General features: G+C 73.1%; 19 protein-coding genes. 7 read left to right on the top strand and 12 right to left on the bottom strand.

The genetic code is table 11. The annotated features are described in order from the left end of the window. Window positions 1-21 precede the first annotated feature (21 nt). Entirely contained in the window at window positions 22-1,221 is a 1,200-nt protein-coding gene (locus ACFYWX_RS24160; RefSeq protein ID WP_389426160.1) for a trans-sulfuration enzyme family protein, read from the top strand. Between the two features lie 2 nt (window positions 1,222-1,223). Here the strand turns inward: ACFYWX_RS24160 and ACFYWX_RS24155 are convergent, their stop codons facing one another. The 3 genes from ACFYWX_RS24155 to ACFYWX_RS24145 all read right to left on the bottom strand — a co-directional run bounded on the left by ACFYWX_RS24155 (window position 1,224) and on the right by ACFYWX_RS24145 (window position 5,763). After that, on the bottom strand, window positions 1,224-2,462 hold the full coding sequence (locus ACFYWX_RS24155; RefSeq protein ID WP_389426159.1) for a GNAT family N-acetyltransferase: 1,239 nt from the start codon (window positions 2,460-2,462) through the stop codon (window positions 1,224-1,226). Between the two features lie 164 nt (window positions 2,463-2,626). After that, entirely contained in the window at window positions 2,627-4,201 is a 1,575-nt protein-coding gene (locus tag ACFYWX_RS24150) for an alkaline phosphatase D family protein (RefSeq protein ID WP_389426158.1), read from the bottom strand. Between the two features lie 122 nt (window positions 4,202-4,323). Beyond that, window positions 4,324-5,763 (bottom strand): PLP-dependent aminotransferase family protein, encoded by a 1,440-nt coding sequence (locus tag ACFYWX_RS24145; protein ID WP_389426157.1) that lies wholly within the window; start codon window positions 5,761-5,763, stop codon window positions 4,324-4,326. A gap of 47 nt (window positions 5,764-5,810) precedes the next feature. Between ACFYWX_RS24145 and ACFYWX_RS24140 the strand changes: the two genes are divergently transcribed. After that, window positions 5,811-6,875, top strand: a complete 1,065-nt coding sequence (locus ACFYWX_RS24140; protein ID WP_389426156.1) for an EamA family transporter — start codon at window positions 5,811-5,813, stop codon at window positions 6,873-6,875. A gap of 245 nt (window positions 6,876-7,120) precedes the next feature. Here the strand turns inward: ACFYWX_RS24140 and ACFYWX_RS24135 are convergent, their stop codons facing one another. Continuing rightward, entirely contained in the window at window positions 7,121-7,951 is an 831-nt protein-coding gene (locus ACFYWX_RS24135; protein WP_389426155.1) for an alpha/beta fold hydrolase, read from the bottom strand. 119 nt (window positions 7,952-8,070) lie between these two features. Continuing rightward, window positions 8,071-8,724: an NADPH-dependent F420 reductase gene (locus ACFYWX_RS24130; protein WP_389426154.1), complete on the bottom strand. Its 654-nt coding sequence runs from the start codon at window positions 8,722-8,724 to the stop codon at window positions 8,071-8,073. 104 nt (window positions 8,725-8,828) lie between these two features. Between ACFYWX_RS24130 and ACFYWX_RS24125 the strand changes: the two genes are divergently transcribed. Together ACFYWX_RS24125 and ACFYWX_RS24120 are read left to right on the top strand one after the other, a co-directional pair. Continuing rightward, a complete protein-coding gene (locus ACFYWX_RS24125) occupies window positions 8,829-9,710 on the top strand; it encodes an RNA polymerase sigma-70 factor (protein ID WP_389426153.1) in 882 nt (293 codons plus the stop codon). Between the two features lie 239 nt (window positions 9,711-9,949). Then, window positions 9,950-10,711, top strand: coding sequence for a GntR family transcriptional regulator (locus ACFYWX_RS24120; protein WP_389426152.1), 762 nt, complete (start codon window positions 9,950-9,952; stop codon window positions 10,709-10,711). A 60-nt stretch (window positions 10,712-10,771) separates the two neighbouring features. On the opposite strand, the gene ACFYWX_RS24115 is transcribed toward ACFYWX_RS24120, so the two are convergent. From ACFYWX_RS24115 to ACFYWX_RS24105, 3 genes are all read right to left on the bottom strand, one after another. Further along, entirely contained in the window at window positions 10,772-11,929 is a 1,158-nt protein-coding gene (locus ACFYWX_RS24115) for an ROK family transcriptional regulator (RefSeq protein WP_389426151.1), read from the bottom strand. A gap of 96 nt (window positions 11,930-12,025) precedes the next feature. Further along, window positions 12,026-12,688 (bottom strand): response regulator, encoded by a 663-nt coding sequence (locus ACFYWX_RS24110; RefSeq protein ID WP_389426150.1) that lies wholly within the window; start codon window positions 12,686-12,688, stop codon window positions 12,026-12,028. Window positions 12,689-12,702: 14 nt separating this feature from the next. Continuing rightward, window positions 12,703-13,866 carry a sensor histidine kinase gene (locus tag ACFYWX_RS24105; RefSeq protein ID WP_389426149.1) on the bottom strand — a complete coding sequence of 388 codons (1,164 nt, stop codon included), beginning with the start codon at window positions 13,864-13,866 and terminating at the stop codon, window positions 12,703-12,705. Window positions 13,867-13,974: 108 nt separating this feature from the next. On the opposite strand from ACFYWX_RS24105, the gene ACFYWX_RS24100 reads away from it, so the two are divergent. Genes ACFYWX_RS24100 through ACFYWX_RS24090 form a run of 3 tightly spaced genes read left to right on the top strand, consistent with a single transcriptional unit; the run spans window position 13,975 to window position 16,091 of the window. Next, complete coding sequence (locus ACFYWX_RS24100; protein WP_389426148.1) at window positions 13,975-14,901, top strand: ATP-binding cassette domain-containing protein; 927 nt, start codon at window positions 13,975-13,977, stop codon at window positions 14,899-14,901. Continuing rightward, window positions 14,898-15,623, top strand: coding sequence for an ABC transporter permease (locus tag ACFYWX_RS24095; RefSeq protein WP_389426147.1), 726 nt, complete (start codon window positions 14,898-14,900; stop codon window positions 15,621-15,623). The genes ACFYWX_RS24100 and ACFYWX_RS24095 overlap by 4 nt, the downstream gene beginning before the upstream one ends. Before the next feature lie 57 nt (window positions 15,624-15,680). Continuing rightward, window positions 15,681-16,091 (top strand): hypothetical protein, encoded by a 411-nt coding sequence (locus ACFYWX_RS24090; RefSeq protein ID WP_389426146.1) that lies wholly within the window; start codon window positions 15,681-15,683, stop codon window positions 16,089-16,091. 17 nt (window positions 16,092-16,108) lie between these two features. Here ACFYWX_RS24090 and mug read toward each other — a convergent pair whose 3' ends face one another. The 4 genes from mug to ACFYWX_RS24070 all read right to left on the bottom strand — a co-directional run bounded on the left by mug (window position 16,109) and on the right by ACFYWX_RS24070 (window position 19,294). Further along, window positions 16,109-16,654 carry a G/U mismatch-specific DNA glycosylase gene (mug, locus tag ACFYWX_RS24085; protein WP_389426329.1) on the bottom strand — a complete coding sequence of 182 codons (546 nt, stop codon included), beginning with the start codon at window positions 16,652-16,654 and terminating at the stop codon, window positions 16,109-16,111. Further along, window positions 16,651-18,093 (bottom strand): adenylosuccinate lyase, encoded by a 1,443-nt coding sequence (gene purB / locus ACFYWX_RS24080; protein ID WP_389426145.1) that lies wholly within the window; start codon window positions 18,091-18,093, stop codon window positions 16,651-16,653. The genes mug and purB overlap by 4 nt, the downstream gene beginning before the upstream one ends. A gap of 70 nt (window positions 18,094-18,163) precedes the next feature. After that, window positions 18,164-18,505 carry a DUF4326 domain-containing protein gene (locus ACFYWX_RS24075; RefSeq protein WP_389426144.1) on the bottom strand — a complete coding sequence of 114 codons (342 nt, stop codon included), beginning with the start codon at window positions 18,503-18,505 and terminating at the stop codon, window positions 18,164-18,166. A 6-nt stretch (window positions 18,506-18,511) separates the two neighbouring features. After that, window positions 18,512-19,294 carry an SGNH/GDSL hydrolase family protein gene (locus ACFYWX_RS24070; RefSeq protein WP_389426328.1) on the bottom strand — a complete coding sequence of 261 codons (783 nt, stop codon included), beginning with the start codon at window positions 19,292-19,294 and terminating at the stop codon, window positions 18,512-18,514. Window positions 19,295-19,312: the final 18 nt, after the last annotated feature.

The following is a 19,312-nucleotide window of genomic DNA, read 5'->3' as shown; positions in this document are numbered from 1 at the left end:
TCGCTGTTCACCCTCTCGTCCATGGACTCAGTCTCAGCGAGCACGCACGCGTACGACGACGTACGCCGCACCGCGGCGAGAACACCCCGCGCACTGGCCACCGAGGCCGTGCACGCCGGGCGGGACGACCTGGCCCGGCAGGGCCTGCACGCCCCGCCGATCGACCTGTCCACCACCTACCCCTCCTTCGACAGCCGGGGAGAGGCCGCCCGCATCGACGCCTTCGCCACCACCGGCGCCGAACCGGACGGCCCCCCGGTCTACGCCCGCCTGGGCAACCCGACCGTCGCCCGCTTCGAGACGGCCCTGGCCCGCCTGGAGGGCACCGGCAGCGCGGTCGCGTTCGCCAGCGGCATGGCCGCGCTGACCGCGGTCCTTCTTGTACGGGCCTCTCTCGGACTGCGCCATGTCGTGGCCGTACGCCCGCTGTACGGCTGCAGCGACCATCTGCTGACCGCAGGGCTGCTCGGCTCGGAGGTGACGTGGACCGACCCGGCCGGGATCACGGACGCGCTGCGGCCGGACACCGGCCTGGTCATGGTCGAGTCCCCGGCCAACCCGACCCTCGCCGAAGTCGACCTGCGGGCCGTCGCCCATGCCTGCGGCAGCGTGCCGCTGCTCGCCGACAACACCTTCGCCACGCCCGTGCTCCAGCGCCCCGCCGGGCAGGGCGCACGGCTGGTGCTGCACAGCGCCACCAAATACCTCGGGGGTCACGGGGACGTGATGGCGGGGGTGGTGGCCTGCGACGAGGAGTTCGCCGGGCGGCTGCGGCAGGTGCGGTTCGCCACCGGCGGGGTGCTGCATCCGCTGGCCGGATACCTGCTGCTGCGGGGCCTTTCGACGCTGCCGGTCCGGGTGCGGGCCGCCTCCGCGAACGCCGCCGAGCTCGCCCGCCGGCTCGCCGCCGACCCGCGCGTCACCCGCGTCCACTATCCGCGCATCGGGGGCGCGATGATCGCCTTCGAGGTGGCCGGCGACCCGCACGAGGTCATCGCCGACGTCCGCCTGATCACCCCCGCCGTGAGCCTCGGCAGCGTAGACACCCTCATCCAGCACCCGGCCTCGATCAGCCATCGCATCGTCGACGCCGACGACCGCAGGGGCGCCGGGGTGAGCGACCGGCTGCTGCGGCTGTCGGTGGGCCTGGAGGACGTCGAGGACCTGTGGGCCGACCTGGACGGGGCGTTGGGGGTGCGGCAGCCGGTGAGCCGCGTCTGAGCTCAGTCCCGTACGAACCGCCGCGACGGCCGGTCGTACGGCAGCGCGGAGCCGACCGCCGCCGTGTCCAGGCGGGCCGTGACGACGAGGGTGCCCTCCTCGATCTGGTAGTCGAGGGGCAGGTTGAGGCCGCGCATCGCGGCGACCATGCCGGTGTTGGACGACTGCGTCACGGCGTACACGCTCGCGCAGTTCGCCTCGACGGCCATCGCGACCAGCCGGGTGAGGAGTTCGCCGCCGAGGCCCCGGCGCTGCCAGTCGTCCTCGATGAGGAGGGCCACCTCCGTCTCGTCGCCGTCCCACAGCAGGTGGCCGAGGGCGACGACGCGGCCGGAGGCGGTCCGCGCCGCGAGCGTGCGGCCGAAACGCGGGCTGAGCAGGTGGTTGAGGTAGCGGTCCACGTCACCGAGCGGCCCGTGGTAGCGCATCCCGAGAGTGCGTGGGGAGCACCGCTCGTGCATCGCCTTCGCGGCCTCGATGTCACCGGTGTCGGCCCGCCGGATGGTGATGTCGTTGCCCTCGGGCAGCGTCAGCACGTCGTCGCTGCGCGGGACGCGCGGGCCGAGGCGGGCGTCCAGCTCCACCAGGGCACGCGCCCGCGCGAACTCGGTCGGCGTGAAGGGCAGATACGGCCGCTCCACGGTGATCACTCCGCCTTCCGGCGCTCGCAGCCGCATCACGGTGTCCTCCAGGACCCCCTCCACCGGCACACCGTCCGTGCCGCGGCCACCGCCCGGGGGCCGGGCGGGCAGCGAGCGGATCGTGCACCGGCCGAGCAACTGCCTGAGCGCCAGCGGGAGTTCCGCCGCGTCCAGCGCGGTACGGGTGGCCAGGCCCAGGACCCGGGTCGGCGCGTCCACCAGGTCGTGGGCGTCGGCCCGCTCGATCCAGGTGCCGGTGCCGCCCGCCAGCGACACCGCCCGGTCGAGCTCGTCCGCCGCGAGTGCGCCGGGGGCGCGCAGCAGGAACTCGTCGACGGTGTCCGCGCCGAGCGGATGCGTCTGGAGGCTGAGGATGTCGACCCGGTGGCCGGCGAGGGCGGTGCACAGCGCGGCCAGGGATCCCGGTTCGTCCTTCACGGTCGTCCGCATCCGCCACAGGCCACTCTCCCCGGCCGGCGGCCGGGCGCCGGTATCGCTCTTCGGTGGGGCGTGGCCGTGGCGGCGTGACCACCAGGTGAAGAAGGCGACCGCCGTGGCCAGGACGACGGCCGAGATCAGGAGCAGGGTCACAGCGGACATGTCTTCAGTCATACGCCCACTGTGAAGGAAGGGTGTTGCGTGATCACGAACGCATTGTGACTGATGGGTAAAGCGTACATCTGACCCATTTGTTGCCTATTTGACAGTTGTGCCGCGTACCGAGGGATGGCGCCGGTACGCGGCACCCTTCAAGGCTACGGGAGTTACTGACCGACGCGACCCGGCTGGAGCACCTGGGTGAACAGTACGGTGCCGTCCTGCTCGCGCAGCCGGACCGTCAGCTCCCCGCTGTCGCCGTCGATGTCCACCTCGCCGAAGAACTGGTAACCGTCCGCCGGTGACACGTTGGCGGTGGCGGGCGCCTTGACGAAGACGCGGTCCGGGCCGAAGGTGCCGTCCAGCGCGTTCGCCTGGAAGGCGCCCGCGTTGAGCGGACCGGAGACGAACTCCCAGAACGGCGCGAAGTCCTTGAACGCCGCGCGCGACGGGTCGTAGTGCTGGGCCGAGGTGTGGTGGACGTCCGCCGTCAGCCAGACCGTGCCCGTGATCCGCCGGTGCTTGACGAACCGCAGCAGCTCCGCGATCTGCAGCTCGCGGCCGAGCGGCGCACCGGGGTCGCCCTGCGCGACCGCCTCGATGTTCGGCTTGCCGTCGGTGCCGTCCGGCACGACCAGGCCGAGCGGCATGTCGGAGGCGATGACCTTCCACACGGCCCGGGAGCGGGTCAGTTCGCGCTTGAGCCACTCCAACTGCTCGCGGCCGAGGATGCCCACCGGGTCGGTGCTCTGGTCGTCCGGCGAGTTCGCGTCGCGGTACGTGCGCATGTCCAGCACGAAGACGTCGAGGAGCGGGCCGTGGTGCTGGACCCGGTACACGCGGCCGTCGGGGCGGCGCAGCGTCGAGATCGGGAAGTACTCCGAGAACGCCTGCCGGGCGCGCGCGGCGAGCACGTCGACGTTCTTCTCGGTGTAGCGGGTGTCGGCGAAGATCTCACCCGGGAACCAGTTGTTGGTGACCTCGTGGTCGTCCCACTGGACGATGGAGGGGACCCGCGCGTTGAAAGCGCGAAGGTTCTCGTCCAGCAGGTTGTAGCGGAAGTTGCCCCGGAACTCCGCCAGCGTCTCGGCGACCTTCGCCTTCTCCTCCGTGGTGATGTTCCGCCAGGTCCGCCCGCCGGGCAGGGCCACGGTCTCGGTGAGCGGCCCGTCGGCGTAGATGTTGTCACCGCTGCACAGGAAGAAGTCCGGGTCCAGGGCGGCCATCGCGTCGTAGATCCGGTAGCCGCCGAGCTCCGGGTTGATGCCCCAGCCCTGCCCGGCCAGGTCGCCGGACCAGACGAACCGCACGCCGTCGCGCCGCCTCGCGGACGCCGTCCGGAAGGTGCCGGTGACCGGCTCGCCCGTGCGGCGCGGGTCGTCCGGGTCGGCCAGCAGCACCCGGTAGTGGATCTGCTCGCCCGCCGGCAGTCCGCGCAGCCGGGTCGTGCCGGTGAAGTCGGTGTCCGCGCCGAGCAGCGGACCGTGCCATCTGCGCGGGTTGCGGAACGACTCGGTCGCCGACGTCTCGACGATCATCCGGGCCGGGCGGTCGGAACGTACCCACACCAGACCGGAGTCGGTCGTCACGTCGCCGGTCTGCACGCCCCAGCCCGCCTGGGGGCGCCCCGACAGGGCGAACGCCGGTGCCGCGCCGAGGCCCACGGGCACGGTGAGGGCCGCCGACGCGGCCAGCGAGCCGCGCAGAACGCTGCGGCGGCCCGGGAACGGACGATGTGACATGGGGTGCGCCTCCAGGGACGGGAACCGGCCAGTGTGCACTGCCACACCTACTGGGGCGTCGCGGCGCACATGGAAACCACGGGTGAACAACTGGCCGAGGAACCCGCCCTTCCCAGGGGACGTCAGCCGCCGGCGGCCTCCGCCATCAGGCGCACTCCCTGCCGTATCCGTGCGGGTGAGAGATGCGCGTATCCCAGGACCAGGCGGACAAGGCCCGCTGTGTCGCCCGTCACGCGCGCGTGCGTGTAGGCCTCCAGCGGGCGCACCGCGACCCCTGCCGCCCCCACGCCCGCGAGGAAGCGCGCCTGCGGCCCGTACCGCTGCGGCAGCGTGGCGATGACATGCAGCCCGGCTGCGATCCCCGACACCTCCGCGCCGGGAAAATGCTCCGCCAGGGCGCCCACGAGGGCGTCGCGCCGTTCGCGGTACGCACGCTGGCAGCGGCGCAGCTGGCGGTCGTAGTCGCCGCGCTCCAGGAAGCGGGCGAACAGCGCCTGATCGAGGGCGGGATGGCCGAGATCCATCGTCCGCTTGCGCTCGACGACCTCGTCGGTCAACGCTTCGGGCACCAGCAGCCAGCCCAGCCGCAGCCCCGGAGCGAGCGACTTGCTCACCGATCCCGCGTACGCCACCCGCTGCGGGTCGAGCCCCTGGAGCGCGCCGACCGGAGCGCGGTCGTAGCGGAAGTCGCCGTCGTAGTCGTCCTCGAAGACGAACCCGTCCACCGAGCGTGCCCATTCGAGCAGTTCGGTGCGCCGCCGCGCGGAGTAGGCGATGCCGGTGGGGAACTGGTGGGCGGGCGTCGTCACCACCGCCCGCAGCCCCGACGACTTCAGCGGATCGACGGCGATCCCCTCGTCGTCCAGGGGCAGTGGCACGGCGTCGACGCCGGCCGAGGAGTAGAGGTCGCTGTGCTGCGGGCTGCCCGGGTCCTCGACGCCGACGGTACGGATCCCGCGCGCGTGGAGGGCGAATCCGAGCAGGGTGGCCGCCTGGGCCACCCCGGAGACGACCACGAGCCGCTCCGGATCGGCAACCACGCCCCGGCGCCGCGCGAGCAGTTCGGCCAGGGCGGTGCGCAGCCGGGGCAGTCCGCGCGGATCGGGGTAGCCCAGCTCGTGGTGCGGCAGCTCGGCCAGCACGCCCCGCTGTGCGGCGGCCCAGGCCGCGCGCGGGAACAGCGACAGGTCCGGCGTCCCGGGTACGAAGTCGGCCCGGGCGCCCGGGGTGCGCGGGGCGAGGTCACGCGCGCGTGAGGGCGCCGCCCGTACGGCACCGCCCACCCAGGTGCCGGCGCCCCGGTCGCTGCGCAGGTAGCCCTCCGCCGTCAACTGCTCGTACGCCTCGGTGATCAGCCCGCGCGACACGCCCAGGTCGGCGGCGAGGTCCCGGCTCGACGGCAGCCGGGTGCCCGGCGCGAGTCGCCCCGCGCGGATCGCCTCGCGCAGCGCTGCCTGGAGTGAGCGGCCACGCGCGCGTGCGGGGGCCGAGGCGGCGGGCAGGAGCACCTCCCAGGCGGGGGAGGGGGCGTGCCGTTGCGGATTGGTCCCCGATGACGTCATGGAAGTGGACCTTAAACCGGGCCGCCGCGCTTCCTAGCGTCACCGTCATGAACGCCACCACCACGCGCGGCGCCCTTCTCGCCGCGCTCGCCTGCGTCCTCGTCGGCGCGTCCTTCACCGCCAACAGCGTCCTCGGCGACTACCCGTACGCGGGCGGGCAGGCCCTGCGCTACGGCCTGGCCTGGCTCCTGCTCCTCCCGCTGGTCCGCGGCCGGGCGACGGCCCGGCTGCGGACGCTCGCGCCGGGCCAGTGGGCCCGCCTCGCCCTGCTCGCGGCGGTCGGCATGGTCGGCTTCAACCTCGCCGTCCTCGCGGCGGAGCGGTCCGCGGAACCGGCGGTCCCCGGCGTCTTCGTCGGCTGCGCGCCCGTGATCGTGGCCGTGGTGGTGCCTCTCCTCGACGACCGCCGCCCCCAACGCGTGGTCCTGTACGGGGCGTTCCTCGTCGCCGCCGGCGCCTGCACGGTCCAGGGGTGGGGGCGTACGGACGGTGCGGGCATCGCCTTCTCGGTGTGCGCGCTGGCCGGTGAGGTCGGCTTCGCGGTCCTCGCCGTGCCCGTGCTGCGGCCGCTCGGACCCCGGCTGCTGTCGGCCACGGTGTGCGGCATCGCCGCGGTCGAGTCGGCGGCGGCCGGCCTGCTGCTCGACGGGGCCGGGTGGCTGCGCCTCCCCGACGCCGGCGAGGCCCTCGCCCTGCTGTGGCAGGCCGTGGTCGTCACCGTCGTCGGCTTCGTGTGCTGGTACATGGGCATGCAGCGCATCGGCGCCGAACGCGCCACCCTCTTCTCCGGCCTCATCCCCGTCGCGGCGGCCTGCACCGCCCCCCTCGTCGGCACGGGTTCCTACGGCCTCGCACAGGTCACGGGCAGCGCCCTGGTGGGGGCGGGCGTCGCGTTGGGGTCGGGTGCGTTGCGGCGGGGGCCGAAGGCGGGGCCGAGGGCAGGGGCGGCGGGCTCGGACGTTCCGCGCGGGCCCGAGGCTCCCGGCTCCAGGGGCTCGCGGCACACCCAGCGCGAGTCCGAGGCACTCGGCTCCAGCACCTCGGGCCCGCCGCCGCGTGGGTCCGCGGCGGCGGGACCGAGCGGCCCGCGGCGTGTTCCACGCGGGTCCTGAGCCTTTGGCTTCGGCGCCTCGTGGCGTGTTTCGGGCGGGTCCGGGGTGCTGGCCCCGCGCGGCCCGCGGCGTGTTCCTCGCGCGGCTGAGGCCTGCAGCTCCGGCGCCTCGCGGTGCGCCCCGAACCGGTCGGAAGGCCCCGGCCCGAACCGGTCGGAAGGGCCCGGCCTGGTCGGTCGGAAGGCCCCGGCCCGGTCGGTCGGAAGGCCCCGGCCCGGTCGTCTCGCCGGGCCGCCCCGGGGGCCTCAGCGGCTGCCGTCGAGGATGACGCGGGCGACCAGTGCGGGGTCGTCGTTCATCGGGCAGTGGCCGCAGCCGGGCAGCCGCACGAGACGTGCCTGGGGGATGATCCGCTTGGCGCGGATGCCCTGGCGGCGTACGAGCAGCATGTCTCTGGTGCCCCAGGCCACGGTGACGGGGAGTCCGACGATGTCGTCGGTGAACTGGACCGTGGCGCCGGCCCGCAGGGTCGGGTCGAACCCCGTGGCCTGCGCCAACGCGAGCGTCTCGGCGACCACGGCCTCGGGTGAACGGCGCGCCGGACGGGCGTAGATCGTGCTCGTCAGCGCTGTGCGGCCGGCCGCGGACCGGGACAGCTGCTCGACCAGGGGCAGCGGCAGCCGCTGGGAGATGTGCCGCATCGCGAGCAGGACGCCGAAGGCGTAGCGCCGTTCGGCCTGGGACCAGAACCCCGCGGGCGACAGGGCGGTGACGGACCGTACGAGCTTCTGGCGGCCGAGTTCCAGGGCGAGCAGGCCGCCCAGCGAGTTGCCCGCCACATGCGGCCGTTCGAGCCCCAGTGCCTCACACAGGGCGCCGAAAACGGCGGCCGTCGTGGGGAGGTCGTAGGCGAGGCCCTCCGGCAGGCCCGGCGAGGCGCCGAACCCGGGGAGGTCCACGGTGATCACGTCACGTTCGGTGGCGAGGATGTCCACCACGGGGTCCCAGGCCTGCCGGTGATGGCCGATGCCGTGGAGCAGGAGCAGCGGTTCGCCGGTGCCCACGCGCGCGTAGGAGACGGTCACGCCCTGCGGGCCGCGGGGAGAGGGGACCTTGAAGGAGACGGTGGCGGACATGGGTGCTCCTCGTCTGGGACTCGCCGGCCGGCGCGTGCAAGACAGCTTGTCAGCAATTACTACCGACGGGTAGCCCCCTCACGGTCGCCGTCTGCCGTCTGCCGTCCGCCGTACGTCACTCACCGCGCCCGGCGCACCTCGAAGTTGAACTCCCCGTGCCCGAAGCCCTGGAACAGGCGGATCCACAGCGGCAGCACCATCTCCACCGCGCGCGCCGCCTGGATGCCGCCCAGGTCGAGCACGCGCTCGCGCGGCCAGCCGAACTCCCCGAGCAGCGCGGTCACCTGCTCCTTGGCGGCCGCGTCCTCGCCGCACACGAAGAGGTTGTGGTCGCCCGGCACCAGGTCCGGGGCCACCATGACCCGGCAGTTCACCGTGTTGAGGGACTTCACCACGCGTGCCTCCGGGAACGCCCGCTGGATCTGCTCGCCCACGCTGTCCGACTCCACTGGAGCCAGACGCAGCTCGCCGTCCTCGAACGCCAGGGGGTTGCAGACGTCGACGACGACCTTCCCGGCGAGGTTCTTCGCCCCCGCGTCCTGCAGTGCGGTGAGCGCCACCCGGCCGCCCACGGCGTTCACGACGACCTCGGCGCCCGCGGCCGCCGCGGCGAACGTACCGGCGTCCGCCCGGTCACCCGCGTCGCGGGCCCACTCCGCGGCGACCGGATTGTCCGCGGTGCGCGAGCCCAGCGTCACCTCGTGGCCCAGCTCCACCAGTTTCCCGCCGAGCGTGCGGCCCACCTCGCCCGTGCCGAGTACCGCGTACCGCATACGCCTCCTCCTGTTCCCCGGGCCACCCCGGCTTCCCGGCCATTCTGCGCCGGAACAGCCTGGTTCGCCTGGACACGACGGGGCGCGTCGGATGGGATGAAGCCGTGACCGCCGACACCGCGACCGATGTCTTCGAAACACACCGTCCCGTCCTCCTGGGCGTCGCCTACCGCATGCTCGGACGCGTGGCCGACGCCGAGGACGTGGTCCAGGACGCCTGGCTGCGCTGGTCCGCCGCCGACCGGAGCGAGGTCCGCGAACCCCGCGCCTACCTGGTCCGCGTCACCACCCGCCTCGCCCTGGACCGCCTGCGCCGGATCAAGGAGCGAGGCGAGGCCTACGTCGGTCCCTGGCTGCCCGAGCCGTACGTCACCCACTTCGGGGACACCGTCCCCGACACCGCGGAGCGCGCGGTACTCGCCGACTCCGTCTCTCTCGCCGTTCTCGTCGTCCTGGAGTCGCTGTCACCACTCGAACGGGCGGTGTTCGTCCTGAGAGAGGCCTTCGGATTCCCGTACGCGGAGATCGCCGCCATGCTCGAGCGCGCCGAGTCGGCCGTACGCCAGCTGGGCGCACGGGCCCGCAAGCACGTCGACGAGCGACGCCCGCGCTACGACGTCGACCCCGCCCAGCGCCGCGAGCTGACCGAACGCTTCCTCGCCGCGGCCACGGACGGCGACTTCGACGGCCTCATGGCGCTTCTCGCCCCGGACGTCCGGCTCGTGGGCGACAGCGGCGGCCGGGCCAAGGCGCCGCTGCGGGTCCTGGAGAGTGCCGACAAGGTGGGCCGCTTCGTCGCGGGCGTGGCGGAAACGGGCGTCCCGGACCTGTCGGTGCGCTTCCTGGAGCTCAACGGCGGTCCGGCCGTGCTGGTCCTGTCCGGGGGCAAGCCGGACAGCGTCTTCCAGCTGGACGTCGTGGACGGACTCGTTCAGGCCGTCTACATCATCCGCAACCCCGACAAGCTGCGGTCGCTGGCCGCGTAGCCCCACAAGCCCGCGAGCTGCTGTTTCGCGACGGGAGCATGGCCTGCATGTCATGAATCCGGCCCCGTACGAACGCCTCGTGAACGCTTCGCGGCGGCCCTTCCGGGGCGCGCCGAAGCGATCGAGCATTGGTCTTGACCAAGGGTGGGGGCCGCCCTATCGTCGCAGATAAGTGCAACAACCTTTAATAAACAAGGGCGCTAAAACGCCGCCGGATCACGGCGATTGCGGAGGACAGGGTGGGGACCACGCAGTTGGAAACGGTGCCGGAACCGAAGTACTGGCATCTCAAGACCGTGCTCAGCGAGGCACTGGACTCGGAGTTCGCGGTGGGCGAGATCCTGCCCAACGAGCGCGACCTCGCCGCCCGCTTCGGCGTCGCCCGCGCGACACTCCGCCAGGCCCTGGAACAGCTCGAACTGGAAGGCAGGCTCCAGCGCCGTCGCGGAGTGGGCACGACCGTCGCGCCGCCCCGCATGGGCGTCGCCGTCGGCACGGAGCGGCACGACTGGCCGGGAGCGGCCGGTGACGCCTGGCAGCCCGTCGACTGCGTCGTGGGGGCCCCGCCGGCGGCCGTCGCCGACGCGCTGGAGACCGACCCCGACGAGGCCGTGCACACCGTGCGCCGCTCGCGGATGAGCCACGGCCAGCCCGTTGCCGCCGAGCTGCTCTACATCCCCCAGTCGTCGGTCAGCGACCTCTCCGCCATCGACGCCCCCTCCGCGGCGGCACGCGCGCGTTCCGTCCTGCGCGAGCTGCAGCGCCTGGAGCTGGAGGGCCAGGACCGCGCCGTGGAGCTCGGCTCGGCCCGCGCGGACGACGCCAAGGAGCTCGACCGGCTCCCGGGCGCGCCCGTCCTGGTCGTCACGACCCGCTTCTTCGCCGAGGGCGGCACCGCCGCGCTCTCCGTGGCCACCTACCGCGCGGACACCTGCCGGCTGACGTTCGGCGCGTCCGGCGGCGTGGAAATCCACCACGGCCCGCAACGCCAGGCGTCCTGAGCACGTACCGCGAGACCTCCCGCGCCCCGGAACCCTCCGGGGCGCGGCTCGTTCGCCGGCTCAGCGGCGTGCCGTGACCGTGCCCTCCACCGCGAACAGCTGTTCCTCGACGTGGTCGAGGGCCAGCCGCAGCGCGCCCGTGGCCACGGCCGCCTCGCCGAGGAGGGAGAGGGTCACCTTCGGGGGGCGCAGGCAGTAGCGCGACAGCTCCTGCCGCAGCGGCTCCAGTACGCCGTCCAGACCGGCCGCCCAGCCGCCGACGACGACCAGCTCCGGGTCGAGGGCCAGCACCAGCGCCGCCACGTCGTGCACGAGCCGCTGGATGAAGCGGTCGACGGCCGCGCGGGCCCCCTGGTCGCCCTCGCGGGCCCGCGCGAAGACCTTGGCGACCGCCTGCTCGTCCAGCGGATGCAGCGGCTCGTCCGTCGTGGACAGCAGCGTCTCCGGGGTCACCCCGCGGCCCAGCAGGTGCAGCGCGCCGATCTCGCCGGCCGCCCCGCCGTAGCCCCGGTGCAGCCGCCCGCCGATGAGCGAACCCGCACCCGGGCTCAGCCCGGCCAGCACCATCACGATGTCGTCGGACTCGGTGGCCGAGCCCTTCCAGTGCTCCGCGACGGCCGCCGCGTTGGCGTCGTTCTCCACGAGCACCGGACACTTGAAGGAGCGGCTCAGCCGCTCGCCGAGCCGCAGCCCCGTCCACTCGGGCAGCGCCGTGCCCAGCCGTATCGTGCCGTCCGCCTCGACGATGCCCGGCGTGCCGACGCCCACCGCCCGCAGGGAGCTGCGCGGCACCCCGGCCCGGCGCAGCAGCTCGGCGACCGTGGTGCGCAGCCGCTCCAGACGCTCGTCCGCCGGCGCCGTCTCGTCGACGTCCCTGGCCTGGGTGCCCAGCACCCGTCCGTCCAGGTCGGCGAGGAGCGCGGCCACGCGGTGCGCCCCGATCTCCAGACCCAGCAGATGCCCCGCCTCCGCGCGGAACCGGAACCGCCGGGCGGGCCGCCCCTGACGCCGGGCGGCACCCTCGTCGGCCGCCTTCTCGACGACGAGACCGGCCGCTATCAGATCCTCGACGACCCCCTCGACCGTCGGCCGGGACAGCCCGGTCACCCGGGTGACCTCCGTCAGCGTCGCGCAGTCCGTGGCACGCAGCGCATGCAGCACCACCGCGGAGTTGATCCTGCGCAGCAGCGAGGGATCCCCGCCGGTCAGCTGCCCCAACGTCCGTCCTCCCAGCTCGTGCGCGTGTGGGGCGGATCGTACTCGGCAGGGTGAACCCCCGGCGAGTGCGATGGGTCACCTGACGGTCCTGCCCGATCAGCCCGGCGCCACGAACCCCGACTCGTACGCCGTGATCACCGCCTGTGTGCGGTCCCGGGCGCCCAGCTTCGCCAGGACCGCGCTCACATGAGACTTCACCGTCTCCGTACCGACGACCAGCCGGGCCGCGATCTCCGCGTTCGACAGCCCGCGCGCCATCAGCCGCAGCACCTCGGCCTCGCGCTCGGTCAGCCGGGCCCGCTCCAGAACGTCCCGGGCCGCGCGGTTGCCCCCGTCGTCGCCGTACTCGGCGGCCAGCCGTCGCACCGACGCGGGGAACAGCAGTGACTCGCCCTCGGCGACCAGCCGCACCGCGTGCACGATCTCGGCGGGCCGGGCCCGCTTCAGCAGGAACCCGTCGGCCCCGGCGCGCAGCGCCTCGTACACGTACTCGTCGTTCTCGAAGGTCGTCACCACGAGAATCTTCGGCGGTTCGTCGACCGTCCGCAGCACCGCGCGTGTGGCCTCGATGCCGTCGAGGAGCGGCATCCGTACGTCCATGGCGACCACGTCGGGGCGCAGCTGCCGCACCAGCGGGATCACCGCGGCCCCGTCGGCCGCCTCCCCGACGACCTCGATGTCGGGCTGCGCTTCCAGCACGGCCCGCAGACCGGCGCGGACCAGGGGTTCGTCGTCGACGAGGAGAACGGTGACCGGCATCCGGTCAGCGTAGATCAACTCAAGGGCAGCTCGACATGCACCTGCCAGTCACCTTCGTGCGGCCCGGTGTGCGCGCGGCCGCCGAGGAGGGCCGCGCGCTCCCGTATCCCGCGCAGGCCGCTGCCCCGGCCGGGCCCCGGTATGTCGGCGCTGAGCGGATTGCGGACCTCCAGAGCGAGGGTGTCGTCCGCGACCCGGATGCGCACCCGGACGGGGACGGAGCCCGCGTGCCGCAGCACGTTGGTCAGCGACTCCTGGAGGATGCGGTAGCCCTCCCGGGACACCGGGCCGGGGACGGTCTCCAGCGGTCCCGCGAGATCGGCGTCGACCTTCGCCCCGGAGGCCCGCGCGGACTCCAGCAGCCGGTCGGCGTCCGTCAGCGTCGGCCGGCTGCTCACCGGCCGCTCCGACTCCCGCAGGATGCCCAGCACCCGTTCCAGGTCCGCCAGGGCCGCCCGCCCCGTCTCCTCGATGGCGTCCAGGGCGCGCTCGGTGAACGCGGGGTCGTCGGCCGCCCGCGCGGCGCCCGCCTGGACCACGGCGACGGTCAGCGCGTGGCCGATGGAGTCGTGCAGTTCGCGGGCTATGCGGGTGCGTTCGAGCAGTTGTTCGGTGCGCTCCTCCATGGCGGCGAGGCGCTGAGTGGGGGACAGACCGAGGAGGTGGCGCGCCACCACGGTGACGATCTTGCCGGAGACCACGACCACCGCGCCGAGCGCGATCACGGGAAGGGGCACGAGGAGCGCGTGCCACCAGTGGCTTCCCGGCACGTGGACGAACGTGGCGGGGTCCGGGGCGCCACCCCGGGCCGTGTGCACCAAGTCCACGGTGAGCATGGGCAGATGGATGGTGAGGAAGGAGACGGCAAAGCCGAGGACCAGCCGGAACTCCAGCCACAGAACGGTCCGCCCGCGATCGCCCCAGGTGACGGAGGGCGCCGCGACGATCTCCGGGTTCTGCGTGTCGTGCCGTTGGCCGAGCAGCAGCGGACCGGCCTGCAGCCCCTCGACGGTCCGCATCGCGGGCACCAGTCCGGCGAACGCGAGCGGCACCGCCGCCAGGTACATCCGCGTGTTGTCGATGAACCACCACATGCACGGCCACACGACGGCGATGAACAGGTGCAGCCATCGGGTGTAGGTGACCGCCCGGGTGAACGGGCGCAGCAAGCGGACCATTTCGTCATCGTGTCAGCCGCCACTGACAACCGACCTCCCCCGCACGGGGGAGACGATCTCCACCGCCGGGGGAGGCGCCGACCCCGCGCCGACGGCCACGCTGCTGCCATGACCAGCATCGACGTCCGCAACCTCACCAAGGAGTACGGCACCCGACGAGCCGTGGACGACCTCACCTTCCGTGTCCTGCCCGGCCGCGTCACCGGCTTCCTCGGCCCGAACGGCGCCGGAAAGTCCACCACCATGCGCCTTGCCCTCGGCCTCGACCGCCCCACCTCCGGGACCGCTACGATCGGCGGCCGCCCCTACGCCACCCTGGACGAACCCCTGCGCCACGTCGGGGCGTTGCTCGACGCCCAGGCCGCGCACGGCTCCCGCACCGGCCGCGACCATCTGCGCGCCCTCGCGGCGAGCAACCGCATCCCCGGCCGCCGGGTCGAGGAGGTGCTGGCGGAGACCGGCCTGGCGCCGGCCGCGCGGCGCAGGGTGAAGACGTACTCCCTGGGCATGCGCCAACGGCTGGGCATCGCCGCCGCCCTGCTGGGCGACCCCGAGGTGATCCTGTTCGACGAGCCGTCCAACGGCCTCGACCCCGAAGGCATCATCTGGATCCGCCGGCTGCTGCGCCGGCTCGCGGGGGAGGGGCGCACGGTCCTGGTCTCCAGCCATCTCATGAACGAGACCGCGTCCTTCGCCGATCACCTCGTCGTCCTCGGCCGCGGCCGACTGCTCGCCGACACCCCGATGCGGGACTTCATCGACGCGCGCGTGCAGCCACGCGTCCGGATCCGCACGCCGGACGCCCCCGCGCTCGAAGGCCTCCTCACCCGGCACGGTCTGGACGCCGAGCGGCACGAGGAGGGCCACTGGACCGTGCACCACGCGCGCGTGGACGACATCGGCCGACTGGCGTCCGACGCGGGCCTGCCCCTCCTCGAACTGGCCGCAGAAGAGGGCACCTTGGAGCAGGCCTACCTCGATCTGACGGCCACGGAAACCGAGTTCACCGCCCTTCCCCAGGAGGCCCGACGATGACGTTCGCCCCCGCGCTCCACTCCGAGTGGATCAAGATCCGTACGCTGCGGTCCCTGTGCGGCGCGCTGCTGGCGGTGTTCGCCGCGACCACGGCGTTCTCCGCGCTCGCCGGCGCCTCGGACACCTCCGACCCCGGTTTCGACCCGCTGTCCACGGCGCTGTCCGGGGTCGTACCCGGCCAGATCGCCGCCATTTCGTTCGGTGCCATGGCCGTGGCGTCGGAGTTCCACGAGGGCGCGCTCCGACTGACCCTGGCCGCCACGCCGCGCCGCGGACGGTGGTTCGCCGCCAAGGTGACCGCCATCGCCGTACCGGCCCTCGTCGTGGGAACGGTCACCGCCCTCGCCGCCCTCACCGCGGCACGGGCCGGTCTCGGCGAGGCGGCGAGCGGACTCACCGTCGGCGAGCAGGTGCGCGGCGTCGTGGGCTGCGGGCTCTACCTCACGCTGATGGCGCTGTTCGCGGCCGGCCTCGCGGCCCTGCTGCGCAGCGGGGTGGCCACCCTCTCCCTGCTGATCCCGTTCGTCCTCGTCGTCTCGTTCGTGATCGGGGACACGACCGGCACCGTCGCCGACTTCCTGCCCGACAAGGCCGGTCAGGTCGTCCTCTCCCAGACACACGACGGAGCGCTGGGCCCGTGGACCGGCCTCGCGGTGACCGCGCTGTGGGCGGCGCTCGCCCTGTTCGCCGGCGGCTGGAGTCTGCGCCGCAGGGACGCCTGACCCCGATGGCCTTCTGACGCCTCACCAATTGTCAGAGGTGACCGGTTTACTGGAGGCATGAGCCCCGATCAGCACTTCGCCGGGATCGACCTGCTGGGCACCCAGGCGTTCCCCGCACAGCAGCGGTACATCACCGCAGAGCTGGCGACGAGCGTCGGTCTCACGACCCAGGACCCCGCGGAGCGGATCACGGCGGCGGGGCGGTTCCACGACGACAAGGAGGACGCGGCCCGGACCCTGGCCGAGGGCTGGGGAGAACCGGGCCACATCGGCCTGCAGACGATAAGGGTGCGGACGGCGACGGAGGAGATACCCGAGCCCTGGGCCCGGCTCAGCCTCACCATGGGCGACGTCTACCTCTGGGAGCTGACGGCGTACGGTCGCTGGGCGGTCCTCGGTGTGGCCGACCTCGACCCGGACGACGAGATACAACTCCTCCTGGTCGTCACCGACGTGGACCCGCCCTGAAGTGCCCTGACGGGCGGCTACGCCTCCGCCGACGCCCGCAGCCGGGCGAACTCCTCGGCCATCGTCGCCGCCGTCCAGTGCGCGTTCAGCCCACTGGGATTCGGCAGCACCCACACCCGCGTGTCCCCGATGACCCGCTCCTGCGGCCCCACTTGGGCCTTCCGGTCCTCGAACGCGGCCCGGTACGCGGTGACGCCCACGACAGCCAGCCAGCGGGGCCGCAGCCGCGACACCTTCACCGCGAGCCGCCGCCCGCCCTCCCGGTACTCCTCCGGGCCGAGCTCGTCGGCCCGAGCCGTGGCCCGCTCCACCACGTTCGTGATGCCGAGCCCGTACGACAGCAACTCCCGCTGCTCCGACGGCTTCATGAGCCTCGGAGTGAAGCCCGACAGATGCAGCACCGGCCAGAACCGGTTGCCGGGACGGGCGAAGTGGTGGCCCGTCGCCGCCGTCATCAGGCCGGGGTTGATGCCGCAGAACAGCACACGGAGGCCGTCCGCGACGACGTCCGGTACGAGACGGTCGCGGGCGGCCTCCAGCTCCGCCGGGGTGAAGCGCGTCAGAGGATCGCTCCGGGGGTGTAGCCCGCGGCCTCCGGGCGCTGCTTGACGATCTCCTCGACGCGGGCGACGACGACGCCGACCTGGTCGGCGGCCGCGCCCGTGAAGGACAGCTTGTCGGCCATGAGGACGTCCAGCTGCGCGCGGTCGAGCGGGATGCGCTCGTCGGCGGCGAGTTTGTCGAGGAGCTCGTTGCGTTCGGCGCCCTGCTCGCGCATCGCGAGCGCGGAGGCGACGGCGTTCTCCTTGATCGCTTCGTGCGCGAGCTCACGGCCGACGCCCGCGCGCACCGCGCCCATCAGCACCTTGGTGGTGGCGAGGAACGGCAGGTAGCGGTCCAGCTCCCGGGCGACGACCGCCGGGAAGGCACCGAACTCGTCGAGCACCGTCAGGAACGTCTCCAGCAGACCGTCCAGCGCGAAGAACGCGTCCGGCAGCGCGACCCGGCGCACCACCGAGCAGGACACGTCGCCCTCGTTCCACTGGTCGCCCGCCAGCTCACCCGTCATCGAGGCGTAGCCGCGCAGGATGACCATGAGGCCGTTGACGCGCTCGCAGGAGCGGGTGTTCATCTTGTGCGGCATCGCGGAGGAACCGACCTGGCCCGGCTTGAAGCCCTCGGTCACCAGCTCGTGGCCCGCCATCAGCCGGACCGTCTTCGCCAGCGACGACGGCGCCGCCGCCAGCTGCACCAGCGCGGTCACGACCTCGTAGTCCAGCGAGCGCGGGTAGACCTGGCCGACCGAGGTGAACGCCTGCGAGAAGCCCAGGTGGTCGGCGATCCGCTGCTCGAGGTCCGCCAGCTTCGACGCGTCCCCGCCGAGCAGGTCCAGCATGTCCTGCGCGGTGCCCACCGGGCCCTTGATGCCGCGCAGCGGGTAGCGGCCGAGCAGCTCCTCGACCCGGCCGTACGCCACGAGCAGCTCGTCGGCGGCGGTCGCGAAACGCTTGCCGAGGGTCGTGGCCTGCGCGGCCACGTTGTGGGAGCGTCCGGCCATGACCAGCTCGCCGTACTCACCGGCCAGCTTGCCCAGCCGCGCGAGCACCGCCACCGTACGGTCGCGCACCAGCTCCAGGGAGAGGCGGATCTGCAGCTGCTCGACGTTCTCGGTCAGGTCGCGGGACGTCATGCCCTTGTGCACCTGCTCGTGCCCGGCGAGGTCGTTGAACTCCTCGATCCGCGCCTTCACGTCGTGCCGCGTGACCTTCTCACGCTCCGCGATGGACGCCAGGTCGACCTGGTCGAGGACGCGCTCGTAGTCGGCGAGCGCCTCGTCCGGCACCTCGATCCCGAGGTCCTTCTGGGCCCGCAGCACGGCGAGCCAGAGCCGCCGCTCCAGCTTCACCTTCTGCTCGGGGGACCAGAGCGTGGCGAGCTCGGTGGAGGCGTAGCGTCCGGCGAGGACGTTCGGGATGCGGGGCTTGGCGGGCGCAGAAGTCACGTGTACGGATTCTACTGGCGATTCGTGCAGGCCAGCGCCACGGGGGTCTTCGTCGGAACCTACGAAAGACCTACCCGAGGGTCTCGGCCAGCTCCGCAAGCACGTCCGCGTGGCACAGTTCCGGCGCACACCAGCAGGCCAGTGCCTTGCCGCGCAGCTCCGGCAGCAGGGCGAGCAGATCCGGCCGCTGCAGGAGATGAGCGCGGTACTTCGCCATGACCTCGGCCCGCGTTCCGTCCCGCTTCTTCGTCGGGGTGTCGTAGGCGAACGGGTTGTACAGCGGGTGCCGGGGCAGGTCCCAGCCGCCCATCGTCCAGCGGCGCCCCACGTAGACGACGTCGGCGGGGGCGTGTTCCAGCCGGGGGCCGTACTCGTGGAGGCGGCCCCTGACGTTGATCACCCGCGTGGTCATGGCGGGTTACGCCGCCGGACCCTCGTAGGGCAGCAGTTCGGGCCGCTTGGGCGGCAGTCCGTCGCCCGAGGAGCGGCCCGTGAGGCGGCGGACGATCCACGGCAGCAGGTACTGCCGGGCGAACCGCGCGTCCGCGGCGCGCCGCATGACCCAGCCCGGCGGCAGGGTGGCCGGCATGGGCGTGTGCCACTCCGCGTCCTCGGGGTCATGACCCAGTCCCTGCCACACCGCCTCGGCGACCCGTCGGTGGCCCTCGGCCGTCAGGTGCAGCCGGTCCACGTCCCACATGCGCGGGTCGCCGAGCGAGGGAGCCCCGTACAGGTCCACGACGAGGGCGCCGTGCCGGGCGGCGAGCTCGTCGACACAGGCGAACAGCTCCTCCATGCGCGGCCGGAACCGCTCCAGGACCGGGCCCTGCCGGCCCGGGCTGCGCATCAACACCAGCTGCTTGCAGGAGGGGGCGAGCCGCTCCACGGCCTCCGTCAGCAGGTCCCGCACCCGGACCATGTCGCACTTGGGTCGCAGGGTGTCGTTCAGGCCGCCGACGAGGGTGATGACGTCGGCGCCCATCGCGGCGGCCACCGGCACCTGCTCGTCGACGATCTGCCCGATCAGCTTGCCGCGCACGGCGAGGTTGGCGTACCGGAAACCGGGCGTGTGGGCGGCCATCCGGGCCGCGAGGAGATCGGCCCAGCCCCGGTAGGTGCCGTCGGGGAGCAGGTCCGACATGCCCTCGGTGAAGGAGTCGCCGACCGCGACCAGGCTGGTGTGAGTGGGGTTCTTCTGCATGGGGTTCTTCTGCATGGC

The sequence above is a fragment of the Streptomyces sp. NPDC002888 genome (assembly GCF_042888465.1).
Lineage (GTDB): Bacteria > Actinomycetota > Actinomycetes > Streptomycetales > Streptomycetaceae > Streptomyces.
Note: the sequence above shows the minus strand (reverse complement) of the source record. Positions and strands in the feature narration are given on the sequence as shown.